This is a genomic window from Mesorhizobium sp. B2-4-2 (assembly GCF_006442845.1).
Classification (GTDB): domain Bacteria; phylum Pseudomonadota; class Alphaproteobacteria; order Rhizobiales; family Rhizobiaceae; genus Mesorhizobium.
In genome coordinates this window covers 1-23,593 of sequence record NZ_VFVM01000022.1, presented here as the reverse complement: position 1 = coordinate 23,593, position 23,593 = coordinate 1, and the positions used below count along the sequence as shown (strand labels likewise).

The window sequence follows — 23,593 nt, the reverse complement described above, 5'->3', positions numbered from 1 at the left end:
GGGTAAACCCGGCTTTTAATAGGGCGCCGGCCTAGCGGGTTGGGGTCCGCCAAGAAGTATATTACCAGAAAACCCTGATGGTAGATATCCCGCGATAACAGAATATCTGCGCGTAAGATTGGTCCGAGTCAGTCGATCTCGAGCGGCTCGTGGTCTGGGCAGCCTCAATGCAGCGCTCGATGGCGATGCCTCGACCACCGACAAGGTCGTCATCCATGGCAACACCTCCGGCACCGGCATTCTTGCGGTCGCCAATGTCGGCGGGGCAGGGGCGCAGACGGTGGAAGGCATCAAGATCATCGATGTGGGCGGAAGCTCGGCCGGCACCTTCTCGCTTGCCGGCGACTATGTCTTCCAAGGCGACCAGGCCGTGGTCAGCGGCGCCTATGCCTACCGGCTCTATAAGAATGGCGTCAGCACGCCGAGCGACGGCGACTGGTATCTGCGCTCGGCGTTGACCACCCCGACCGGCCCACAGGGACCGCTCTATTCGCCGGCCGTGCCAATCTATGAGGCCTATCCGGGTGTCCTGCAGAGCTTGAACGAACTGGGCACTTTGCAGCAGCGCGTCGGCAACCGTTCATGGGTGGGTGCCGCCCAGGGCGCCGACGAGATCGGCAGCGTTCCCACACAGAACGCGATCTGGGCCCGCATCGAGGGCGCCCACACGCGGCAGAGCCCCGAGAGCGCCACCACCGTCTCGGACTATGACGTGACGACATGGAGACTGGAGTCAGGCGTCGACGGCCTGCTCTATGAGGACGCCACCGGCATCCTGCTTGGCGGTGTCTCTTTCCACTACGGTACAGCCTCGTCGGACATCTCCTCGATCTATGGGGCCGGCTCCATCGATGCCACCGGCTATGGCTTCGGCGGCACGCTGACCTGGTATGGCGACAACGGTTTCTACACCGACGCCCAGGCCCAGGTGACGTGGTATGACAGCGACCTGAAGTCCGCCACGCTGGGCAGCGAACTTGCCAATGGCAATAACCGGTTCGGTTATGCTCTGAGCATCGAAGCCGGCCAGAAGTTCGCGCTCCAGGGCAAATGGACACTGACGCCGCAGGCTCAACTCTCTTATTCCTCAGTCCGCTTCGACGGCTTCACCGATCCGTTCGATGCGGCAGTGTCGCTCGACAGCAGCCAGACGCTCATCGGCCGTGCCGGCCTGTCGCTCGACCACGAGGATGCCTGGACAGGAGCTCAGGGAAGGGTAAGCCGATCGCATCTCTACGGCATCGCCAATCTCTACTATGACTTCCTGGACGGCAACGACGTCGATGTCTCCGGCACCGCGCTGCACGAGCACGACCAGCCGCTATGGGGCGGGCTGGGTGTCGGTGGATCACTGAGCTGGAACGAAGACCGCTACACCGTCTTCGGCGAGGCCTTCGCCAAGTCGAGCCTGAAAGAGTTCGGCGACAGCCGCTCCATCGGCGCCAAGCTCGGCTTCAGCGTCAAGTGGTAGGCGGACCGAAGTGATGGTTCGGCCGATCACTATAAGGTCGGCTTATCAAATGTGTCGGCCGGCCAAGGCGCCGGCTGAGTAATGAAAGGTCATCGAATTGCGCATGTGGAAATTCCCGCTGGCCAGTGCAGCAGCAACACTCAGCTTGATGGTGATGGGCACCGCGGCCTTGTCTCAAGAGGTGACTTCAAAGCTGCCAGGCGGCGCGACTTCGCTCCAGGAGAGCTACCAGGACTGGAGCCTGACCTGTCAAAGCAGCACATCAACGGTAGCGTGCGGTGTCTCCCAGCAACAGACGCAGCAGAACGGACAGCGGATCCTGGCTGTTGAGCTTAGGCGAAACAGCGACGCCACGCTCGCGGGCAATGTCGTGCTTCCGTTTGGGCTTATGCTCGACGCCGGCGCCACATTGCAGATCGATGACAGCCAGCCCCCTGAGGCGCTGCGCTTCTCCACCTGCTTGCCGGCCGGCTGCATCGTACCGCTCAGCCTCGATGAAGGAACAGTAGCCGCATTGCGGGCGGGTTCGGTGCTGAAGATCAAGGTCAGAAGCACCGACCAGAAGGACGTCGCTTTGTCCGTATCGCTGAAAGGGCTCGCACCTGCTCTGGACAGGCTAAGCGTTCTTGCTGGAGCGTGACGATTCTCTGTTGGGTTGTCCGTTTCCTTACCTAACGAAAGCCGTTACTTGCCACTGATTTAAGCCGCATCGCGCTGAGCTGGATGCAAGGTCAGCTTCCCTCCAGATCATGGCGAAGCGGTCGACCCGCTTTCGTGACCAATGCGGCCGCGCTCATAACGCTATCGTCACAATGCATGATTACCTTCTTTGTGGTTAGAACTGAGGCACCGCTCTAGAAAATGCTGACCCTCGGCGACTAAGATGATGGTTATTTGTCAATGGGCTACGAAGCGGTTCGCCCAAATTGATTCAAGAAACTGATCCAGCCATTCGCTGAACCGCATTCATCTTCTACCGAATGGCAGCAATGCGCCCAATTCCGGCAGTTCGGGATGCCTTTGCCATTACCCAAAAGCAGACGTCACCCGAAAGCCATCCCCTCTCGGCAAAATATGCCGCGTTACCTCCTTCGCCAGCTCATGGGTTCCGACAGCGCCTGCATAACGTGGAGCTCAAAGGTCCCGGGTGCGTGGCTGGCGTCGGCCAACTGCCGGGCGTCCCACTCTCGGGCAATGCTGCCCTCGGCCAGAAGCACCGCGCGGCTGCACAGGCCGGGAACCGCTTCGACCACGTGGGTGGAGATGATGACGGCTTGGCGGCGGCTCGCCGGCAATGCAAGGATGACGCGTTTGACCTCGAAGGCGGCAAGCGGATCAAGGCCGTTCAGGGACTCGTCCAGGATCAGCAGCGGCGGCGCCCCGAGGAGAGCCGCGGCAATGGCGATCTTGGCCCGCGTACCGAGTGAATATTCGGCGATTGGTCGGTCGAGCCAGCGGTTGAGCCCGAGCCGGTCAGCGACATTGACGCCAGGCCAGTCGTCTTCGGCGCAGCCGCGGATCGAGGCGACGAGCTCAAGATATTGCCGCCCGGTCAGCGCCACCGGTAGATCGGATGGATGCATGGCAAGACCGAAACCGGATTTGGCACGTTCCGGTGCGCCGGCAAGGTCGATCCTGTCGATCGCCACGGTCCCCCCAAGTGGCGGAATCTGGCCGGTGATCGCCCTGAGCAAGGTGGACTTGCCCGAGCCGTTGGCGCCAAGCAGGCCAAGGATGTCGCCTCGGTCGATCGACAGATCGATGTCGCTGACGACCGCGCGGCCCCCATAGCCGGCGCTGAGCCCGCGAACCGCGAGTATCTCGACGGGATCGGCGCTGCTATCCATGGCGGTATCTCCGTTGCGCCCGGTGCCATAGGAACAGGACAAGGGCGGCAAAGCCAATCAGCACCGTGCGCCCATATTCGAGCGATTCGTAGCTGGTGTAGGCGATGGCGCTGAGGAAGCTCAGCACGGCGACGAACGGCGCCGTCATGAAATAGGCGGCGAACACCGCATAGGCGCCGTTCAGCGCCAGCAGCCACAAGCCACTGGCGAGCGGCATCGTCCAAGCCGATGGCTCCGCCGCCAGGGCAGCACCTGCCGGCATGAGAAAGAAGGCAAGCGACAATTGCAGGGGCAGCCGCGCCAGCCGCAGCCACGCCCTGACAAAGCCGATTGGAGCCGTGCGCAGTACCGGCGAGCCGAGCGGATGGAAGCGCGCGCTCAGCATGAAGACGAGAAGGCCGCCGGTCAGGCCCGCCATGGCCGCTGGCACGGCGTCGTGATGAACGAGGCTGATTGCTGCGGAAAGGGCCGCGACGAAACCGAAGAAGACGGCCGCCCCCACCAGTCGCCAGGACGCGCGCACATGGCCAGCCGGCAGGCCCAAGGCCCAGCTGGAGAGCCAGGCTGGTGCCGAACGGTCGAAAGCACCGAGCCATGGACGGCGCCTACGCCCATCGCCCAGCGGGCTGGCCTTGTCGTCGAGGCTGATCGTGTCCCGGCCGCGCAGCCGCCAGCCGGCTGCCGCCCACAGGCCGGCGACAAACAGGATCGCGGCGCCCAGACCCCAGACCGGCGCCAGCGGTTTTGCGATGACGGCGCAGCCAAGACCGACCGCCGCCATGACGGCCACGACAAGCGGAACGCCCATCGCAAATATCGCCACCGTCGCCATGCGCCGGCGCTCCCGAAGAGAGAGCGGCAACGCCTTCAGGAACGGCGCGAAGGCGCGCGACAAGCAAAGCCTGGCGAGCGCGTTGCCAGCGAAGCCGCCAAGAATGAGAAGCGCGCCCGGCAAACCAAGCAGCCACAGCGCCTGCTCCTGCCGCAGCGTCGCGGATGCCGCCTGCAAAGCGAGAACGATGTCAGCGATGGCATAGGCAAGCAGAGCCGCACCGCCGGCGACGATCCAGGCAAGGTCGCGGCAGCGCATCGAGCGCAAGCCAGCCAAGAGCTCGCGCCGAAGCAGAGTCAGGACAAGCCTGTCGTGCCGCATTGTTCCATCATCGTGATCGCAGACCGTTGGATATCGACATAGGTCGGCGACGATTGTGCCGCCAGTAGGGCCGTCGCGTCTCAACCTCCCACGGCGGCCTTGGCGTTGACATTCTTTAGCGCGGCCAGGAGATAGTCCTGCATGGTCGCCTGCAGGTTGGTCGTTGCGCTGCGCACCGCCGCCATCGCGTCCTTCACCGCCGCTTCGTCAAAGGGTTTGGCTGATTGTGCCGCTGCCAGATTGGCGCGCGCGGCACGCAGTTCGCGCAGTGCCTGGAAGGTGCGCGCGCGGTTGTCGCGCAGCACGCCACGGAACTCCTTCCTCACCTCGGGCGGATAGCTGCCGGCAATCTCTGACAACAGCACGCGCGCCGCCGCGCCCTGGCGCAGGCCGTGCATGGCATAACCGACCAGGAAGAAGTTGACGGCGAGCGAAAGGGCGAGCAGCACCAGCGTCGCCGTCCATGTCCAGGAACGCTTCAAAGCGAGCCCTCCTCTGCCGGATAATCCGCGACAACACCGCCATCGGCCAATGACGATCCCGACGCCAACGCCAGAAGCTCCGTATCCGACGGATCGTCCTGCAGCCGCGCCACCTGGTAGCCGGCCAGCGTCGCCGCCACGAGCGCGGCAGCGGCGCAGGCTACGAACCCGGTCGGACTTAAGAGCAGGCGCGCCAACAAGGACGGGCCAGGCGAGCCGGCTTCGATGCGAGCCAGCACATTGCGTGCCAGTTCTTGGTCGTCGCCATCGATCAGCGCCGCCTCGAGCACGAGGCGGTCGAGAGCGGCATCGGGATCGTTCTTCCGCTCCGCTGCCATCAAGGCCAGTGCCTGCTGGCGGAAGGGTGCGGGCCATGCCTCGACTGTGTCGCCGAAGCGGCGCCTGCATCGTTCAAATTCGTCCCGTGTCATGAGGACTTCCTTTCGCGGCCCACGGCCGCCATTGCCAAATGATCCCTGAGCGCGCGCCGTCCGCGGACAAGCAATTGCTCGGCCGAGCCGACGCTGCTGCCCATCACCTCGGCGATCGCCGCGATGTCGAGGTCGCCGACGGCCCTGAGCAGCACCGCCATGCGCTGCCGTTCCGGCAGGCGCGAGAGCCCGTCGCGCACGATCGCCAGTTCCTGCCGCGCCGCGGTCGTCGCTTCGGCATCCGCCTCCGGCGAAGCGACTTCGTCCCTTACGTCGTCCAGCCCGATGAAACTGCGTAGCGCCCTGCGTCGACGCTGGTCGATGCAACGGTTGGCAGTGATCCGGTAGAGCCAGGTTGAAGCCCGCCCTCTGACCGGATCGAATCGCGCGGCCTGTTTCCAGACGGTCACGAACACCTCCTGCACCACATCCTCGGCGTCGCCGGCATTGCCGAGATAGCGCGCGGCAAATATCCGCAGCCCACGGCCATGGCGGGCGATAAGCTCGGACAGCGCGCTTTGGCTGCCCGCGGCGATGCGCGCCAGAAGCTCATCGTCACCGCGGGGCTCCTCATGTCGCACGGCGGCGGGCATCCACGGACGAGACTGCTGGTTCGGCGAATCCGAAATTCGCATCGATCAGGAGGAGCACAGAAACGAATTTCGGATTCAAGTCCATCACACCAGATGTCCGCGCCGCCAGTGGCGGAAGCCATGGACCGTGTTGCCGTTCAGGCCGGTGAAGCTGCCGACCGAGCGGCCCCGGAACGGCCCGCGCGCCGACACCCGTTTCCCCGAAAAGGACTGCCCATTCGGCCCAGTCCCAGAATAGCTTCTGGCGCAGCGGTCAACAACGCCTCCCACGCATTTGGAACTCGACGTGTAGGTGCCGCCATTCGGACCGGTGCGGGTGGTCGAGCCGGTGTAGACGCTGCTGTCCTTGCCGACGCTGCGGCTGATCTCGCCACCATGCACGGTCGGTCGCTGCCATTCCTCGGCTGACGCCGGCGAAGCGGCCGACCAGACAAGCATCGCACCGAGGCAGAACATCGGAATCTTTACCGAAGACAACATGTCGTACTCCTTGTTTTGTAAAGGGAATGATCGCTGCCGATTATCAATTGGCGTGCTCGGCGATCAGCTTGCGGACCGAGGCGAGCTCGTCGGCCGAGAGCTTGCCGTCGCTGTCGCGGTCCGCGAGGTCGAACAAAGGCATGCTGCTGGCGAATTCCTGTTCTGACACCTTGCCATCGCCATTGGCGTCCATGCGCCGCCAGCGGCTGGCGAGCCGCGCCTGCGCGGTCTCGGCGCGGTCATTGATCGCCTGGCGGGCGCTTTCGATTTCCTTCTCGTCGATGACGCCATCGTCATTGCCATCAAGCCGCTTGAACAGGCGCTGGCGGGCGGCTGTCATCTCATCCTTGGAGATGGCGCCGTCGTCATTGGTATCGATCCGTTGCAGGATGCGCTGGCCCGGCATGTCCTGAGCCTGAGCCGCGCACAGCGGCGAGAGCCCGATAAGCAAGGCCGCTATCAGTACTGAGCGTTTCATGATCATGTCCTTTCATTGTCAGGCCGCGGGCGGCCACTGCAGCCCGATACGCAGCGAGAGCTCGGCTCCTACGCTCGACGCCCAAGATTCTTTGCTGCCTCGAATTCTCTATCGCGGCGGGGATAGGCAGCGGCGCCGACCGCACTTTGAAAAAAGTCATCTTCGCGTTGCGTAGGAGCACAAAAGGCGCTGCGTAGAAGCCTCTGCAAGGACGGTCCGCGGCGGACCATCCGACCCCAATGCGGAGATCAATATGAACAAGATCGTCATGGCCTTTGCCGGCCTGCTGCTTGGCGCGGGAAGCGCCTGTGCGGCGGACGGCAGTGCCAGGGAACTCTTCCGGCGCGTGGACACCAACGGCGACCGCAAGCTCGAATTCAGCGAAATCCAGGCCGCGCGAGCGCAGATGTTCGACCGGATGGATGCCAACCACAATGGTTTGCTCGACGCGGGCGAAGTGCGCGCGGCAGTGGAACAGGTGAAGTCGAAGCGCGACTTCCAGGCCGCCCAATTCGGCGGCTTCCAGGCCCAGGCCGACCGCATCGACCGCAATGGCGACGGCAAGATTTCGCGCGCCGAGTTCGCCGCCTTCATCCCTGACCGGTTGCTGCAGGCGGACACGAATGGCGATGGCGCGCTTTCTATCTCCGAACTGCGTGCGCTCCGACGTCAGTAATCCCCGAACCCTTCGACCCCATTCAACAGGAGTGAAAAGATGAAGCGGACAATCACAGCGTTTTGCGGTTTGATGATTGGCGCCACAGGGCTCGCCTCGCCGGCCGAGGCCTTGCCTGTCGTGCCGGCCTCTGCCCCGGCGTCGGTCGCCACAGCGCCGACGCCAGTCTGGTTTCGGCGCGGCTTCTACGTCGTTGGCGGCGGATACTACTATAATGGGTATCGCGGCTATGCCCGCGTGCGGCCAGGCTACCGCTACTATAATGGCTACTGGTTCCCGGCAGCCGCCTTTGCCGCCGGCGTCGCGGCGGTGACTGTCGCACCGGTAGCGCCAAGTCCGGCCGTCCGATTGGAAGCAGCGCATGTGCGCTGGTGCTACGAGCGCTACGTCTCCTACCGCGCCTGGGACAACAGCTACCAGCCCTATAACGGTCCTCGCCAACAATGTTGGTCGCCTTATAGTTGAAGGCTCTTCGCTGAGGGCCTCCAACCCTTTCAAGGCAGCATAGGGGATGACCATGATCGACAACCGCTCGATGCCCACGAGCACGGTCATACCGGTGCTTTCGTATCGCGATGTCGAGACGGCCAGCCATTGGCTTTGTGAGGCCTTCGGCTTTGAAATACGGCTGATGATCGGCAATCATCGTGCCCAGCTCGGCTTCGGAGACGGCACCGTCGTTGTCACAGAATTGAAGTCTGGCGGACTGACGGGGACAGGTGGTCCATTCGCAGTGATGGTACGCGTCGAGGATGTCGACGGGCACCACAGGCGAGCCGCGCGGCATGGCGCAGCTATTCTCAGCGGGCCAACGAGCCATCCCTATGGCGAGCGTCAGTATTCCTGCCGTGACCTCGACGGCCACAATTGGACCTTTTCGCAGTCGATCGCTGATGTAGTGCCCGAGGACTGGGGTGGCATCGTCATGGAAAGCTCAAACGGTCGTGATCTGGAGAGCTGACACCGACTTGCTGCAGCGACAGCCCATCAGCTTTTGGATTGCGACGCCGTTACGACTTGCTCAACGGCTAAGACCAACCTCATCGTGCAAGCGACTGCAGCTTGATGACCGTCTCCGATTTCCGCCACCGGGAGAAGCATTCACGAAACCAGGCGCCTTCCTCCGTTGGCGTGATGTCGGCGCTCGCGTATTGCGATCAATGCGTAATCTGGGACGATCTCGACCCAGAAGGCTTACGCCACCGCGGTACTAGCGCCGGAGCACCACGCCAACGCTAAGCTGGATGCCGCAATCGATGTTTCCCGGTCGGAAGCTGCCGATCTGCTCCGGCCCCAAACCAGCCGTGCTCGTTTGCGGGTTCATCGACTCTTTGTGGATGAAAGAGACACCGCGCGCATGGAAAACTAGTCCTCCTCCCGTCCTTAGGTTCGCCAGACCATACGAGAGAATACGATGGAATGGGCTGGCGAACCATTCGCTAACGTATGGATTGCCCACAGGAAACGTTGACCCTGGCCGATCCCATATCAATCGATGGCGGTTTGGTGCGTAGCACCTTTTTTTGCCAGTTTCTGGCCGACATTCTCGGACGGGAAATCATATGCTCCCAAATAGATGAATTGACTGCCCTGGGGTGCGCGACGCTTGCAAACGACCAGGTCAGAAAAATCCCGATGAAGATTGCGGCCGGGGTCGTGGCGCGGTTCTTCCCCGCCGCTATCGCGCGCGATGATCTAAGGGCTAGGCACAAGGACGCGATTGGCAGGGCGCGAGGTTGGCGCTGAGCAACGAGGAATACTGGTGCGCGACTGCCTTGGCTCGAGATCAACAGGGGTATGGACCATCCCGATTGGAGGGTCGTGATTAATGCACTGACTGCAAACCAGCCAATCGGCAATTTGAGATTCGGATCGTCCCCGAATCAGAGTGAGGCCAGCGATCGGCCCCAGCGCCGGTCGTTCAGCGTCGAGTGCAGTCGCATCCGCTTCCAGGCGCCGAACTTGTAGAAATCGAAATCAATGTCGGAGATAGCCGTCTGGATCATGGCCCAAAGCGACCATTTGAAATCGCCAAGCATCCGATAGACGAACATGCGCGCCTGAACGGCCGGCTCCACCCGGCCGAAATAGGCTTCGATGGCTTCGTTGTTCATACAATCATCGAAGAACATTTCCGAGCACCACGTTGCCAAATCGTAGCAACGGTCGTTGTTGGAAGCGTATTCGAAATCAACGATCATAATACGGCCGTCGCTGGTTGACAGGAAGTTGGCGGGGGCGGGGTCGTTGTAGCAAGGCACGAGATCGATCCCCGCGGCTTCGAGCGCAGTACGCGCTGCCCGATATTGTGCGTGGATCGAAGGAAAGCCGAGGGGCAGCTCCCCTCCCAACTCGGCCAGTTGCTCGAGATGCTCCTCGATCATGTCGAAGACGGTCTTTGTGAGACCGAGAAGGGGGGAGTCGTTGAACGAGCGGTAAAGCGCGATTGTGCTCTCCCTGATGCCGGCCGCGTGAAAATCCCTGGTAACGCATGTGCGGGAATTCTCGACGAAATCGTAGATTTCTATGCCCTCGTCTTTCAGATAGTCGAAGCATCGGGGCCCGATGCCGAGCAGGTAGGCTCGCTGGCCCGCTTCCAGGGACGCGGCGCGATCGATGAAGCGCTCCGTGCCCGGGCCAGGCAACTTGACAAAAAAGGAGCCGCGTTTGCCGGCCACGCTGACACGCCAGTTGGAGTTGCTGAAGCCGCCGAACATCGGCCGGTAGCGAATGGCCTTGCCTTGCCAGGCGATGACCTTGGATAATGCTGCCTCGAGTTGGCGCTCGGCGAGGGTGTTGCCTTCGCCCAGGCTTTTTTCAACGGCGGACATTCAAAGCCACCCGGCACGAGGGTCGAGATCGACGCCGGCCAATGTGGTCCGGCACCGGATCAGGCGCCAACATGCATAGCGGAAGAATTCGACATCCTTCCTTGCGGAGACGGCGTCCATGACCAGTCCCCACATGGTCCACGCCAGGTCATCGGCAACCGCATAGAGCTTGGCGCGGCGAAGGCTTTCAAGCCGCGCGCGGCCCTCGAACATTTCAAGAGCAGGCAGCATCTCTTCTTCAGGCCCGAAGGCTTCGTTCATCAGGATACCAAACTCGAAGTAGGGGTCGACATTGCGCGCCTCGTCGAAATCCACGAGTTGGATATTGCCGTGAGTGTCGATCAGGATGTTGGAGGCGAGGCCATCGGCATGAGCCGGAACGGTGTCCACGCCGGCAGCCTCGATCATGCGCTCGATACGGAACACATCGTCCTGCAAGACAGTTAGTTCACTCGGCGCACCGCTCGTGTTGCGTGCGATTTCCGCCTGAAGGATTCTGATCCTGTCGAAGACAGACCAGGTACGCGTCAGGCGAGGGCCGGAATGGATCCTGCGCTTGATGGCAAGCACGGCATCCATGACGTCTGCGTTGCGCAAGTCATTGACGCGTGCTGTCCTCCATCCGTCCAGAAAGTCCATCAGCGCGATGCCGCGCACGGCGTCCGAAACCAGGATGTCGGGCGCGCAGCCGAGTATCGCCGCCTTCCGCTGGGCGTCGAAAGAAGCAGCCGTATCGATATAACGACGCTGATCGGGATGAATGACTTTCAGCAGCAGGGAAGGGCGTTGGCCTTCCATTGATAGTTCGAGCCGCGTGCTGTCGATGCCGCGATGCGTAGGCACAAGGAGACCAGGCGCGCCCGCCTCCGCCGCGACTTTTATCCGGGCTGCGCTCCATGTCTGACGGTCCAGGCGCGATGTCGCCGCGCGATCGACAAGGCCATCCCAATCCTTCGCGAGAATCGCAGAAAGTGCATTCGTCGCGGCAGTGCCGGCGACTTCCGTTAAGTCTTTGCGGGGCGTCGAGCCCTTTTCCGCCAAAGCCATTTCCGTCAGGTAAGATTGTCTCGCGCACTGTTCGAACGATGCCGCTGCCGGTCCGGCCAACGGCGCCGACAGGGCCAAGCCGATGCTATCGCTCCGGTGTCTTGTGTAAAGAAAAGATTTGGAGGCAGGCAGGTTTTGGAATGCGCGCCTTGGCTAGACCCTGATGAGGTCGACGCCCAGTTCGTCGAAACGTTGCACGAACTCCTCGCCCACGCCCTTAGTCGTAATGACGTGATGCGCATCGCCAAGGCCGAAGGCGCGCACGGAGCCGAAGCGTCCGAACTTCGATGCGTCGGCCACCATGATGGTGGTGGAAGCCTGTAGTCTGGCGGCATCGTGCAGTGCGACCTCGTCCTCGCCGAAGCCCATGAAGCCGTGGTCGTAGTGAACAGCGCTGACGCCCATCAGCGCCAGATCGAAACGATGGCCATTGAGCGCGGTGATGGTCGCGTGGCCGAAGGTCGCCTGGTACTCCGGCACCATCGGGCCGCCGAGCACGCGAACGCTGGTACCCCAGCCATGCGAAAAGAAGTGCGCCGCGACGGCAATGGAATTTGTGAAGATGGTCAGGTCCTGATGCTTGTGCAACTGCTTCACGCAGGCGAGCGTCGTCGTGCCGGAACTGACGAATATCTTCATCCCGTCGCGAACGAGGCTAGCAGCCTTCTCCGCGATCCGGTTCTTTTCCGGCGCGTTGACCTTGTTTCGTTCGACGAAGGGCTTGTCGGCCTCGTTGGGCGTGATGACCGCACCGCCATAGACTCTTCGGGCGAAGCCGTTGACTTCAAGGATGCGCAGGTCGCGCCTGATGGATTCAGGACTGACCTCAAGACGCTCCGCTAAGGCATTGACGCTCGCGCGTTCGTTGGCTCGCAGGATTTCAAGAATCTTTTCCTGCCGGAATTCTGAAAATCTCATGGACTCATTCTACCGCCGGCCGCTGGGGCAGCCCATCTGCGTTCCCTGACATGAGCGGCTTCAACAGCCTTGGGCTAATGGCTTCCGCGACCAAGTCAAGCCTCCCGTTTCCGGCATGATAAGTTCAGGCCGATGATCCGTCAATTCGGCAAAAATTCATAAAACATCCAAATCGTTCAGCCATAGCATGCATCAGGCTGAGTTTGGAAAGAAATTTCACCTTTAAAATCAACAGTTATATCAAATCTGACTGACTCTAAGCGGCCTCAATGTCATCCGATTTACGAATCTGTGCGCTTGCAGAGCGGTTTGGCTTGACTCTGAATGGTGCGACTATAATGATGTTTTTGACCGATTTGTTGATTCTGGCTTTGGCGGACGAATCGGTTGCGCGACGAGCCCTTCAAGGCGCCCTTCCGGGCGCCGCGATTGGAATCGCCGAGTGTGGCTGCGACGCCGCGCATTTCCTGCACATCCAGAGATGGATGGAGTGTTTCGGACCGGCGGTGGAGGCTGGGACTGTGATCGGCTTGGCAATTGATAACGAAGTCGCGCGTTCCAGCAAGGCGCGCATGCAAGCAAAGGGGAACATCAATGGTTACGCGTAGAGATCTTATTGTAGGGGCTGGTGCGCTTGGCGTGGCGGGCATGGTCGGCGGCATGCCGGTGCCAGTGCGCGCTGACGGCAAGAAAAGTGTCGTGCTTGCCTCGATGGGGCCGGTTACCGGCAACTGGGACCCGACCTCCCACACCACGCTCGGGCAGGGCAATTTCGAGAAGTTCGTGTTCAATGCGCTGACCAGGGCCCCGATGCGTGACGGCGAGGCGGACCTTCTGGAGCCGGCGCTGGCCGAAAGCTGGTCCCTGATCGACACGAACACGATCGAGTTCAAGCTGCGCGATGGTGTGAAATTCCACGATGGCAAGGAATTCGGCGCCGAGGATGTGAAGGCCACCTACGAATACTCTTCCGATCCGAAGCGCCCGGCCGCCTCATTCTGTCCTGGCAAGGTTGATGTCGAAGTCGTCGACCGCCTCACGGTTCGACTGCACACCGGGAAGTACGGCTATCCGGCTTCCGCCTGGTGGTTCATCTCGAGTGTGATACCGGTTCTGTCGGCCAAGGATGTCGCCGATCCCAAGAGCCTGGAAAAGCGCCCGAACGGCACCAACGCGTTCAAATATGTTGCCACCAACGGCGACCAGAACGTGCTGGCCGCCAATGACGATTATTTCGGCGGCCGTCCGAAAGTCGATGAGGTGATCTACGCCTACGTGCCCGACGCCAATACACGTGTCCTAGGCTTGCTCAACGGCCAGTATCATATCGCCGAGCGCCTCGAGCCAGAGCAGTACGCCTCGCTTCAGGGCAACCCCAAGGTCGTCACCCGCAAGGGCCTGACGACAGAGAACAAGTATCTGCACTTCCGCTGCAACAAGCCGCCATTCGATGATCCTCGCATCCGCCTCGCGGCATGCCATTCGATCGACCGCAAGCAGATCCTGGAACTCATGGGTGACGCGGCGCTGCCCACCAGCTGCTACATCTCGCCAATGAAGTTCGGCTTCAAGGATATCGAGGGTTATCCCGACTACAATCCGGAGGAGGCGCAGCGCCTGCTCGCGGAAGCCGGCTTCCCGAAAGGCGAAGGCCTGCCGCAGCTCGAATACATCACGTCGATCGGCTTCTATCCGAAGACGAAGGAATATGGCGAGCTGATCACCGCCATGCTCCAGGAGCAGGGCTTCAATGTCCAGCTTACCGTCCTTGAGCCGGCCGCATGGGAAGTCGCCATCTATCGGCGAGCGGACGGACAGGGTCAGGGCCATATGTGCGACGTGGGCTGGATGACGCCCTCGCCGGAGCCGGACCTTGTGCTGCGGCCGAACTGGCATTCGAGTGCCGCGCTCATCAGCGGCATTAACGATCCCGAGATCGATGCGGCGCTCGACAAGGAGCGCAAGGCACCCAATCCGGAAGAGCGCCTGAAGATTCTTACCGAGGAAACCTTCCCGACGATGGCGAAGAAGGTTCCGAGCTTCTCGTTATTCTCTGCGCTCACCTTCCATGGCGCATCCAAGAGCCTTGAGGGCGCCGTCTACCTCCCTTACGGGCCGATCGACTTGTCCAAAGCCGATCTGGTCTGACGCAAGGAACAGGCGGCGCCGGATTCTTACCGGCCGACGCCGCCACTCTCCCCGCACGAGACGGACTCCATGCTGTTTGCCATAGATTTTCTCATCCGCCGCCTGGCCCAGGGCGCGATCATCGTCGTTGCCATCGCGCTGCTGATCTTCACGTTGCTGCGTGTCGTGCCCGGAGATCCCGTGCGGCTCATGCTGGGGCCGATGGTGTCGCCCTCGGTCGCGGAGCAAACCGCCAAGGATCTTGGATTGCGCGACCCGATAATCGTTCAGTTCGGTCGCTATATGGGACACGTTCTGCAAGGCGATTTCGGACGCTCCTTCGTGCGAAGCGCTCAAGGCGGCAGCACTGGCGGTTCTCGCGGTGAATCGACTTTCGATGCGAGCAATCGAGCGTCTGTGATCGGGCTTATCGTCACGACCTTGCCCTACAGCCTCCTGCTGGCCGGCCTCGCTTTTCTGATCTCGCTGGCTGTCGCCTTGCCGCTCGGTGTCTGGGCCGGGCTCAATGCCGGGAGATGGCCGGATCGCTTCGCGCTCTATCTGAGCTCAGTGCTGGTTTCATTGCCCAATGTCTGGCTTGGACTTGTGTTCATTTTCCTGCTGTCAGCCAAAACCGGATGGCTTCCCGCGATCGGTTATCAGAACTGGACCTATGCCATACTGCCGGCGCTGGTCCTCGCGGTTGAACTCATTCCGGTGATCGTGCGCTCCCTGTCGGTGTCCGTGTCGTCGAACCTCCTCGATCCCTATGTGTCCGTAGGTCAGATACGCGGCCTGACGCGTGCGCGGATGATCGCCGCGCATGTGCTGCGCAACTCATCCATTCCGTTGCTCAACCTTCTCGGCATTCAGGCGGTGGGTCTGATCCTCGGTGGTCTCTTCGTCATCGAGTATCTCTTCAACTATCCAGGCATCGGTCTGCTGATGATCAATGCAGTGTTCCAGCGCGACTTTCCCATCATCCAGGCGATCGCAATCTTCTCCTGCGTCGCGCTCGTACTTGTGAACATATTGGTCGATTTCGCCTCGACCACGATAGACAGAAGGCTGCAGTACTGATGTCGGAGCAAGCCATCGTCGAAACCACTGCCAGCCAGCCGGCGAAGTCGCGCAGCCTGGGCGCCAGCATTTTCCTGAATGCCGCGAGGACGGCGGAGTTCAGGGTGGGTGCGGTGATATTCCTCGGCCTCCTGCTACTGTCGGTCGTCGCGCCCACATTGCTCGGGCTTTCGGCGACAAAGTTCAGCGTGGGGCTGAAATTCTCACCGCCCTTCCCGGAGCAAGGCTGGGTCTGGCCGCATATGTTTGGCACAGATCAGCTCGGCCGCGATCTTCTGGCACGTTCGCTGATAGGGCTGCGGAACGCATTGATGATCGGCATTGCCAGCGTCATCGGCATGTTCGTCATAGGTTCGGCGATCGGAATGCTGGCGGGCTATGCCGGCGGCTGGACCAGTCTCATCCTGATGCGCATCACCGACGCGCAGATGTCCATCCCAGTCATCATTCTGGCAATCACGATCCTCGGCGTGACACGGCCGACACCGATGTCGGTGATTCTGGTGTTCATCCTCGCTGGCTGGCCGGGCTACGCCCGCATAGCGCGCAGCGTCACCATGTCGGAACGGCGAAAGGAATATGTGCGCGCTGCCAAGATACTGGGCGCCTCGGACCTGCGCATTTTGCTTGTGCACATCGCGCCCAACACTTTGCCGCCTATAGCTTTCGTGGCCGTGCTCGACGTCGCGCGCATGATGATATTCGAGGCGATCCTGGGGTTTATAGGCATCGGCATCCAGCCGCCTACGCCGACCTTCGGCACCATAATCGCCGACGGCACGAAATATCTCATGAATGCCTGGTGGATCACCACCATACCCGGCCTGCTGCTGGCAGCGTCGCTGTGCGGCATCAACCTGATGGGTGGCGCTCTCGAACGCTCCCGTAACAAATTCCTGCAGGGGGTTCTATGAGCGCGGAAAGTGCCAAAATCCTCGAGGTCTCGGACCTCTCGATCGATCTCGCCACGGCTGCCGGTGCTCGGCGCGCGATCCTGCGCAACGTCGATCTTTCGGTCTCGAAGAACGAAGTCCTGGGCATCATCGGCGAAAGCGGCTCCGGCAAAACGGTCCTGTCGCGCGCACTGGTGAACTGGATAAGCCCACCGCTTCTGCCGACGGGTGGAAGTATCGCCTACCGTGGGCGCAATCTGTTCGGCCTTCCGCCCGCCGAGATGCAGAAGCTGCGCGGCCGCAAGGTAGCCTACATCGGCTCGGACCCAGGCAGCGCGCTCGATCCCACCATTCCGGTCGGCCAGCAGATCATAGAGAAGCTTCGCGCCGTTGAGCCTGGTATCTCGACCGCCGACGCGAGGGCCCGCGTATTGCGGGTGCTGGATGCGGTGCGCATTCCCTCGCCGGCGCAGCGCTTCCACGAATTTCCGTTCCAGTTCAGCGGCGGCATGATGCAGCGTGTACTGATCGTCGACGCGCTCGTCACGAATCCGGACTTGCTGGTGGCGGACAACATCACGCAGCCGCTCGACGTGACAGTGGCGGCCCAGATCCTGCGCCTCCTGCGCGATCTGCAGCGCGACTTCTCGACAGCGATCATATTCGTCTCCTCGGCGCTCGGGGTGCTGAACGAGATTGCGGACAACATTCTGGTGCTGGCCGATGGCCGGGTGGTCGAATGTCGTGACACGCGCAGCCTCATCGAGAAGCCGGACCACAGCTACACCCGCAATCTCATCGGGAGCCTGCCTCGCATATGGAATGCCCAACCGACGGCGGCCGCGCCGGAAGAAGCTGTGGACGACAAGCGCGAAGTCATCCTCTCGGTACGTGACGTCTATCGCTCCTACTCCACCAAGGATCGCCAGAGGCTGTTCGCGCATCGCGTGGTGCAGGCCGTACGCGGCGTCTCGTTCGACGTCTACAAGGGTGACAATCTCGGCATCGTGGGCGAATCCGGCTGCGGGAAATCGACGTTGTCGCGGCTGCTCAGCCGCCTCGAGGCTCCGAACAAGGGACAGATACTGTTCAAGGGACAAGACATCGCCCGTCTGGGCGGCCGCAAGCTGATGGACTTGCGCCACAGATTCCAACTGCTGCTTCAGGACCCCTACAACGCCATCCCGCCACACCTGAGCATCGGTCGCACAATCGCTGAGCCGCTGCGTATCCATGGCGGGTTGGCCGCGAAGGAGATCAGGGAACGCGTGGCGGCGACGATGAACGAGGTTGGCCTGCGGTCCGACCTTACGGACAGATTGCCGGTGGGCCTCAGCGCCGGTCAGCGCCAACGTGTCAATATCGCGCGCGCCATGGTGCTGGAGCCGGAACTGCTCATTCTCGACGAGACCTTGTCCGCGCTCGATCAGGTCGAGCAGGGCAAGTTGCTGGACCTGTTCGAGGGGCTGCAGAACCGGCACGGCATCACTTATGTCTATATCTCCCACGATCTGAGCATGGTTCGCCGCGTCTGCAACCGCGTAGCCGTCATGTATCTCGGGCGCGTGGCGGAACTTGCCGGCAACAGGGCCACGTTTTTCGATCCCGCGCACCCCTATACGCGGGCATTGCTCAGCGCGGTGCCAGCCATTGAGCACAAGCCTTACGATACCGGGACCTACCTGCTGGAAGGCGAACCGCCCGATCCGATCGACATCCCTCCGGGCTGCAGTTTCCGCACACGCTGCCCCTTCGCCTTCGCGCGTTGCGTGAGCGAGGACCCCAAGCTGATGAAGCGCAGCGGCGACGACTATGCTGCCTGCCATCTTGTCACCGCCGGAGCCGCCGCACCGGTGAGGATGCCCGCCGTGGATGTGAGGGCATCGTGAGGATAGCTAGATTTCCAACCGCGTCCGGCAGCGCGATGCGGCTTGCAGCGCCCGCCTCAAATTTCTGATGAGCACGTCCACTATGGAATTCGATTACATTGTCGTAGGGTCTGGCAGCGCCGGCTCACCGCTCGCAGCGCGTCTCGTCGAAAAGGGCGCGAGTGTCCTTCTCCTCGAGGCGGGCAAAAGCGAAAAGCTGCATCTGACACGCGTGCCGGCCGCGCTGATGCATACGATCGGCAACGTCCGCTACGACTGGAATTACGTGACCGAGCCGGATCCCAGTCGCAATGGTCTGCAGGAATCATGGCCACGGGGGCGCGTTCCGGGCGGATCCTCGGCCATCAACGGCATGATCTTCATTCGCGGCGCCGCGGCCGACTACGACGCCTGGGAGGCGATGGGCAACAAGGGATGGGGATGGAATTCGGTGCTTCCCTATTTCCGCAAGATGGAGACCGCCGATAACGACAAGGATAATGCCTATCGCGGCGGCATGGGACCTCTCCGGGTGTCGGCCTTACGCTGGAAGCACCCGATATCGGCCAAGTTCATCGACAGCTTCGTCAATGCGGGCGTCCCCCTGAACCCCGATCTCAACGGAAGATCCCACGAGGGTGTCGCCTGGAATCAGGGCTCCACCAGAGGCGGCGTTCGTCACTCGGCATTCGACGCCTTCATCCTGCCTCGCCTCGGTGACGCCAAGCTCACATTCCTGGACGGTGCGTTGGTCGAGCGCATCGTACTGGAAGGCAAACGGGCTACCGGCGTCGACATTCTGCGCGGCAGCCAGAAGGTACGAGCCACGGCACGGCGCGGCGTGGTCTTGTCGGCCGGATCCATCAACTCGCCGCAGATACTGATGCTCTCTGGCATCGGCGATCCGGACCAACTGACCCCCCATGGGATTGGCGTGCGGATCGCAAGTCCCGAGGTCGGCCGCAACCTGATGGAACATCCGGGCCTCTATGTCCGTGCGGAGATGAATGTCAAGACGGGGAATGCCTATGCATCGCCGATCGGACGGGCAAAAGCATTCGCCGAATGGATTCTCTCGCGCAATGGTGTGTTGAGCGTGCCCACCGCCCAGGTGCTCGCCTTCCTGAAATCGACGCCGGATAGGGAGATACCGGACCTCCAGTTCCATCTCTTCCCCTTCGGATACTTCAACGACAACGGCCGTTTGCACGTGCCGACGCGCAACCTTGTTACCATCCTGGCCAACGTCAACTATCCCAAGAGCACCGGCCACCTCGAGCTTCGTTCCAGCGATCCGCGACAGCCGGTGGCGATCTATCCGCGCCTGCTCGACCATCCAGACGACGTTGCCTGCGTGCTGCGCGGCTTGGATTGGATCCGCAGGCTCGCTTCGACGCCCCCGTTCGGCAGCCATGTGCGCGAGCTCATCGACGTGCCGGCTGAAGGCGCGGGGCCTGCCGCGGACGAAGCCTATGCGCGCAAGGCCACGGTGCCGTTCCTGCATCCGGTGGGCACTTGCCGGATGGGATCGGACGAAAACGCGGTCGTCAGCCCGGAGCTTCGCGTACACGGCACCGAAGGGCTCTGGGTCGCGGATGCCTCGATCTTCCCGCGTCATATCGCCGGCAACACCAACGCGACGGCGATCATGATCGGCGAGCGTGCGGCCGACCTCATCCATCCGTAGCGGAGAACTAGTTTATCATGACGCGGAATTTCACGCAGAACTTCGTCGGCGGCAGGCGCGTGGATCCCCTGGGCGCCGATTTCATCGAGGTCCGCTCGCCCTACGACGGAAGCCAGGTCGGCGCGGTGCCGCTGGCAGCGCAGGCCGACGTGGATCTTGCGGTCGCGACGGCGCGCAAGGCATTCGACGAGGGCGCTTGGCCGCGCATGCCGGTGGTCGACCGTATTGCTGTTATCCGCAGGTTCGCGGAATTCTACGAGACCCGCTCCGACGAGTTCGCCGGTTTGGTGACGGCGGAGATGGGCGCGCCGGCCTGGTTTGCCAAAGCCATCCAGACCCTCATTCGTGATCAGGGCCAAGCCTATGTCGTTGCCGCCGAGGGGTATCCTTGGGAAGTGCATCGCGCTGGCTATCCCCGGGGCAACGCAGTTTGGGTCCGTGACCCGGTAGGCGTGGTCGCCGCTGTCATCCCGTGGAACGCGCCACATCAGGTCGCTCTGGCGAAGCTCTTTCCGGCCCTGCTCGCCGGCTGCACGGTGATCCTGAAGCTGGCGCCGGAAACCGCGATTGACGGCCAGTATCTGGGCGAGTTGTTCAGTGAGGCGGGACTGCCGGAGGGTGTCCTGAGCATCCTGGTCGCTCACCGGGAGGTAAGCGAATATCTGGTGACGCATCCGGGCGTGGACAAGATCGGCTTCACCGGCTTCACTGCTGCCGGCGGCCGCATCGCCAGCCTGGCGGGCGCACAACTGAAGCGCGTCAGCCTCGAGCTCGGTGGCAAATCCGCGGCAATCGTGCTGGACGATGCTGATATCGGCCAGACAGTCGATGCGCTCCGCTATCGTTCCTTTCCCAACAATGGGCAGGTCTGCGTCGCGCAAACGCGTATCCTCGTGCCGCGCCGGCGCCACGATGCCTTTGTCGACGCGCTTGTGGACAATGTCTCTGGCATGACGATTGGCGATCCGGCGGATCCTGAGACTTTTCTGGGGCCGCTCGTGGCGGAACGCCAGCGTCAGCGTGTGCTCGACTTCATCGCTGCGGGCATCGAAAGCGGAGCCGATCTTGCCGCCGGAGGGCTGGGGATGCCGGAAGGCATCAATCACGGCGCCTTCGTCAAGCCCACGATTTTTGCCAATGTCAATAACGCCTCGCGCATCGCTCAGGAGGAAATCTTCGGCCCGGTCGTGTGCGTCATTCCCTACGACGGCGTGGACGATGCCGTTCGGCTCGCGAACGACTCTATCTATGGCCTGTCGGGTTCGGTGTGGACCTCGGATCCTGATCGAGGATTGGAGGTCGCGCGTCGCATCCGAACCGGCGGCGTGACCGTCAACAACGCGGCCTCCGATCTCCTGTCGCCATTCGGCGGCTTCAAGCGCAGTGGGATCGGACGCGAATTCGGTCCCGAGGCGATCAACCACTACATCGAACACAAGACCGTAGCTGTCTGAGCGGGGACGACATGAGCAATAGTCCTGCCGTCTGGGGGCACGTTGAGGCATTGGCCAGGCGCTTTGTTGAGCTGAGCGACAGGGTGTGGGGAACGCCCGAACTCAACTATCAGGAACACCGCTCGTCACAGGAGCACGCGCGCATGCTGCGGGAGCAGGGTTTTCGGGTCGAGACGGGGCTCGCCGGAATGCCGACCGCAGTCATGGGAGAATCGGGGGAGGGCGGATCGGTAATAGCCTTCCTCGGAGAGTTCGATGCGCTGCCGGAACTCAGCCAGGAGGCTGGCGCGGCGGAACATCGGCCTCTCGCAGGAAACGGGCCAGGCCATGGCTGCGGCCACAACCTTCTGGGGTCCGGTGCGATGCTCGCCGCCACGGCGGTGAAGGAATGGCTGGCCGCGGGCAACCTGCCCGGCCGCGTGCGCTACTATGGCTGTCCGGCAGAGGAAGGCGGGGCCGGCAAGGCCTTCATGGTTCGCGACGGCATTTTCGATGATGTGGATGCGGCGATCTCGTGGCATCCATTTGCATTCGCCGGCGTGATGGAGCCAGCAGCGCTGGCCTATGCCATTCTGGATTTTTCCTTCACGGGGCGCTCGGCTCATGCTGCTGGCTCACCGCACCTTGGGCGTAGCGCGCTCGATGCCGTCGAGCTGATGAGCGTTGGCTCGAACTACCTGCGCGAGCATATCCCCTCCGACTGCCGGCTTCACTATGCCTATCTCGACGCAGGTGGGCCGGCGCCCAACATCGTACAGGCTCAGGCGACGGTGCGTTACATCGTGCGATCGCCACGCGCCGGCGAAGTCGTGGCGCTTGTCGACCGTGTCAAGGGCATCGCCGATGGCGCTGCCCTGATGAGTGAGACCACAGTAAAGTCGCGCCTCGTGTGCGCCATGAACAGCTTGCTTGGGAATCGCGTGTTGGAGCGGGCTTTGGCCCGCAATTTCGAAATGCTCGGGCCACCGGAATTCGACGCGGAGGACGAGGCCTTCGCGCAACGGATACAGGCAAGTCTGACGCAGGATCATGTGCAGTCGGCATATGCGATGTTCGGGCTGGAGCCCGGCGCAACGGCATTGTGCGACCGCATCATTGGAGTCGGATCGAACGGCAAGCAGATGCTCGGATCGACTGATGTGGGAGACGTGAGTTGGAAGGTACCGACGGTCCAGGCTTATGGCGCCACTATGGCGATCGGGACGCCGCTTCACACCTGGCAGGTCACAGCCCAAGGCAAATCGCCTCATGCCCATAAGGGAATGGTGCATGTTTCGAAGGTGATGGCAGCCACCGGGGCGGATCTGCTGAGCGACGCTGCCGTGTTGATCGAGGCGAAGAAGGAGCACGCCTCCAGACTGGCGCGCGATCCTGTGGTGAACATTCTTCCGGCCGACCTTTCTCCGCCGCTTCTTGGCTGGAGCATGTCCGCTTAATCCGGATCATATCCTGTGGCGTGGAAGTAGTTTTGGCACTCACCCTGAGAGCAGCTCGACGATCGAACCGACTGCGCCCCACAGCGCCTTGATGAGTCGCGCTGCTTTGGAGCGCAGAAGCGCCGTGAGTTTTGAGAATGCGTTCTCGATTGCTTGTCGCGAACCAATGGTCAACGCTGGCGAGACACGAGAGTTTCTGAAATCGAAGCGCTCGCGGTCGAGGTAAAACGCCACATCAGGATGCGCATAGGTCAGGAAGAAGCCAGCCTTCCCATCTGTCAGCGCGGACAGGTTTGCTTCGATCCCGCCTCGATCCGGGATCAGCGAGCTTTGCAAGTCGGGTATTTCCGCCGCCAGCGCGCGAGGCCAGTTTGGGAAGAACGTGATGGTCAGCGTATGCAGAGCGGCAAGATAATGAGCAGGCCTCGCAGGGAGAGTTTCCGGGCGTCCCGGACCACGCTGTCCGAACTTGCAGCGCAACTGCCGGCACAGATCGCGTGCCGACCTTCGACAAGCGAAAGTCCAGCTTCAGCGCGGCCATGCCGCTCTCGGAATCGCCTGGATAGTCGGCCGTGAACTATCCGCAAGCCATTGATTTGGCTTTTTGATCCGGGCCGATTGTGGCTTTGGAATTGCAGGAT

The 23,593-nt window shown here is 62.0% G+C and carries 24 protein-coding genes and 1 pseudogene; 14 read left to right on the top strand and 11 right to left on the bottom strand.

The annotated features are described in order from the left end of the window. Window positions 1–118 precede the first annotated feature (118 nt). Together FJ942_RS28125 and FJ942_RS28120 are read left to right on the top strand one after the other, a co-directional pair. Entirely contained in the window at window positions 119–1,471 is a 1,353-nt protein-coding gene (locus tag FJ942_RS28125; protein WP_348642159.1) for an autotransporter outer membrane beta-barrel domain-containing protein, read from the top strand. Between the two features lie 103 nt (window positions 1,472–1,574). Next, the gene (locus FJ942_RS28120) at window positions 1,575–2,111 is read left to right on the top strand and encodes an invasion associated locus B family protein (RefSeq protein WP_140672720.1); all 537 of its coding nucleotides are present in this window, start codon (window positions 1,575–1,577) and stop codon (window positions 2,109–2,111) included. 442 nt (window positions 2,112–2,553) lie between these two features. Here the strand turns inward: FJ942_RS28120 and FJ942_RS28115 are convergent, their stop codons facing one another. The 7 genes from FJ942_RS28115 to FJ942_RS28085 all read right to left on the bottom strand — a co-directional run bounded on the left by FJ942_RS28115 (window position 2,554) and on the right by FJ942_RS28085 (window position 6,935). Continuing rightward, on the bottom strand, window positions 2,554–3,318 hold the full coding sequence (locus FJ942_RS28115) for an ABC transporter ATP-binding protein (protein ID WP_140672719.1): 765 nt from the start codon (window positions 3,316–3,318) through the stop codon (window positions 2,554–2,556). Continuing rightward, window positions 3,311–4,426 (bottom strand): hypothetical protein, encoded by a 1,116-nt coding sequence (locus FJ942_RS28110; protein ID WP_224620036.1) that lies wholly within the window; start codon window positions 4,424–4,426, stop codon window positions 3,311–3,313. The genes FJ942_RS28115 and FJ942_RS28110 overlap by 8 nt, the downstream gene beginning before the upstream one ends. A gap of 125 nt (window positions 4,427–4,551) precedes the next feature. Continuing rightward, entirely contained in the window at window positions 4,552–4,953 is a 402-nt protein-coding gene (locus FJ942_RS28105) for a periplasmic heavy metal sensor (RefSeq protein ID WP_140518260.1), read from the bottom strand. Next, window positions 4,950–5,384 carry a hypothetical protein gene (locus FJ942_RS28100; protein WP_140518261.1) on the bottom strand — a complete coding sequence of 145 codons (435 nt, stop codon included), beginning with the start codon at window positions 5,382–5,384 and terminating at the stop codon, window positions 4,950–4,952. The genes FJ942_RS28105 and FJ942_RS28100 overlap by 4 nt, the downstream gene beginning before the upstream one ends. Further along, on the bottom strand, window positions 5,381–5,977 hold the full coding sequence (locus tag FJ942_RS28095) for a sigma-70 family RNA polymerase sigma factor (RefSeq protein ID WP_140672717.1): 597 nt from the start codon (window positions 5,975–5,977) through the stop codon (window positions 5,381–5,383). Before FJ942_RS28095 ends, FJ942_RS28100 begins: the two co-directional genes overlap by 4 nt. 84 nt (window positions 5,978–6,061) lie before the next feature. Then, complete coding sequence (locus tag FJ942_RS28090; protein ID WP_140899619.1) at window positions 6,062–6,457, bottom strand: hypothetical protein; 396 nt, start codon at window positions 6,455–6,457, stop codon at window positions 6,062–6,064. Window positions 6,458–6,500: 43 nt separating this feature from the next. Continuing rightward, window positions 6,501–6,935, bottom strand: a complete 435-nt coding sequence (locus tag FJ942_RS28085) for an EF-hand domain-containing protein (RefSeq protein ID WP_140518263.1) — start codon at window positions 6,933–6,935, stop codon at window positions 6,501–6,503. Window positions 6,936–7,203: 268 nt separating this feature from the next. Between FJ942_RS28085 and FJ942_RS28080 the strand changes: the two genes are divergently transcribed. From FJ942_RS28080 to FJ942_RS28065, 4 genes are all read left to right on the top strand, one after another. Continuing rightward, a complete protein-coding gene (locus tag FJ942_RS28080) occupies window positions 7,204–7,611 on the top strand; it encodes an EF-hand domain-containing protein (RefSeq protein WP_224620038.1) in 408 nt (135 codons plus the stop codon). 39 nt (window positions 7,612–7,650) lie between these two features. After that, on the top strand, window positions 7,651–8,076 hold the full coding sequence (locus FJ942_RS28075; protein WP_140518265.1) for a BA14K family protein: 426 nt from the start codon (window positions 7,651–7,653) through the stop codon (window positions 8,074–8,076). Window positions 8,077–8,128: 52 nt separating this feature from the next. After that, window positions 8,129–8,572 carry a VOC family protein gene (locus tag FJ942_RS28070; RefSeq protein ID WP_140672715.1) on the top strand — a complete coding sequence of 148 codons (444 nt, stop codon included), beginning with the start codon at window positions 8,129–8,131 and terminating at the stop codon, window positions 8,570–8,572. A 506-nt stretch (window positions 8,573–9,078) separates the two neighbouring features. Continuing rightward, complete coding sequence (locus FJ942_RS28065; protein ID WP_246679902.1) at window positions 9,079–9,357, top strand: FGGY-family carbohydrate kinase; 279 nt, start codon at window positions 9,079–9,081, stop codon at window positions 9,355–9,357. A 137-nt stretch (window positions 9,358–9,494) separates the two neighbouring features. Here FJ942_RS28065 and FJ942_RS28060 read toward each other — a convergent pair whose 3' ends face one another. The 3 genes from FJ942_RS28060 to FJ942_RS28050 form a co-directional block, all read right to left on the bottom strand. Then, on the bottom strand, window positions 9,495–10,442 hold the full coding sequence (locus FJ942_RS28060; RefSeq protein WP_140899616.1) for a choline kinase family protein: 948 nt from the start codon (window positions 10,440–10,442) through the stop codon (window positions 9,495–9,497). Further along, window positions 10,443–11,567 (bottom strand): phosphotransferase, encoded by a 1,125-nt coding sequence (locus FJ942_RS28055; protein ID WP_140518269.1) that lies wholly within the window; start codon window positions 11,565–11,567, stop codon window positions 10,443–10,445. Between the two features lie 75 nt (window positions 11,568–11,642). Beyond that, window positions 11,643–12,407, bottom strand: coding sequence for a DeoR/GlpR family DNA-binding transcription regulator (locus FJ942_RS28050; RefSeq protein ID WP_140518270.1), 765 nt, complete (start codon window positions 12,405–12,407; stop codon window positions 11,643–11,645). Between the two features lie 338 nt (window positions 12,408–12,745). Here FJ942_RS28050 and FJ942_RS28045 point away from each other — a divergent pair, with 338 nt between their 5' ends. From FJ942_RS28045 to FJ942_RS28010, 8 genes are all read left to right on the top strand, one after another. Next, entirely contained in the window at window positions 12,746–13,015 is a 270-nt protein-coding gene (locus FJ942_RS28045; protein ID WP_140518271.1) for a hypothetical protein, read from the top strand. Next, the gene (locus FJ942_RS28040; protein WP_140518272.1) at window positions 13,002–14,555 is read left to right on the top strand and encodes an ABC transporter substrate-binding protein; all 1,554 of its coding nucleotides are present in this window, start codon (window positions 13,002–13,004) and stop codon (window positions 14,553–14,555) included. The genes FJ942_RS28045 and FJ942_RS28040 overlap by 14 nt, the downstream gene beginning before the upstream one ends. Before the next feature lie 72 nt (window positions 14,556–14,627). Next, window positions 14,628–15,614, top strand: a complete 987-nt coding sequence (locus tag FJ942_RS28035; RefSeq protein WP_140518281.1) for an ABC transporter permease — start codon at window positions 14,628–14,630, stop codon at window positions 15,612–15,614. Further along, window positions 15,614–16,528 carry an ABC transporter permease gene (locus tag FJ942_RS28030; protein WP_140672712.1) on the top strand — a complete coding sequence of 305 codons (915 nt, stop codon included), beginning with the start codon at window positions 15,614–15,616 and terminating at the stop codon, window positions 16,526–16,528. Before FJ942_RS28035 ends, FJ942_RS28030 begins: the two co-directional genes overlap by 1 nt. After that, the gene (locus FJ942_RS28025) at window positions 16,525–18,396 is read left to right on the top strand and encodes an ABC transporter ATP-binding protein (RefSeq protein ID WP_140518274.1); all 1,872 of its coding nucleotides are present in this window, start codon (window positions 16,525–16,527) and stop codon (window positions 18,394–18,396) included. The genes FJ942_RS28030 and FJ942_RS28025 overlap by 4 nt, the downstream gene beginning before the upstream one ends. A gap of 67 nt (window positions 18,397–18,463) precedes the next feature. Then, window positions 18,464–20,062, top strand: a complete 1,599-nt coding sequence (locus FJ942_RS28020; RefSeq protein WP_140899613.1) for a GMC family oxidoreductase N-terminal domain-containing protein — start codon at window positions 18,464–18,466, stop codon at window positions 20,060–20,062. Window positions 20,063–20,079: 17 nt separating this feature from the next. Beyond that, complete coding sequence (locus FJ942_RS28015; protein WP_140899611.1) at window positions 20,080–21,516, top strand: aldehyde dehydrogenase; 1,437 nt, start codon at window positions 20,080–20,082, stop codon at window positions 21,514–21,516. Window positions 21,517–21,527: 11 nt separating this feature from the next. After that, window positions 21,528–22,952, top strand: coding sequence for a M20 family metallopeptidase (locus FJ942_RS28010; protein ID WP_140518277.1), 1,425 nt, complete (start codon window positions 21,528–21,530; stop codon window positions 22,950–22,952). Here FJ942_RS28010 and FJ942_RS28975 read toward each other — a convergent pair. After that, window positions 22,949–23,102 (bottom strand): annotated as a pseudogene (locus FJ942_RS28975) (IS630 family transposase); the annotation flags it as partial. The gene FJ942_RS28010 and the pseudogene FJ942_RS28975 sit on opposite strands and share 4 nt — an antisense overlap. Between the last annotated feature and the right edge of the window lie 491 nt (window positions 23,103–23,593).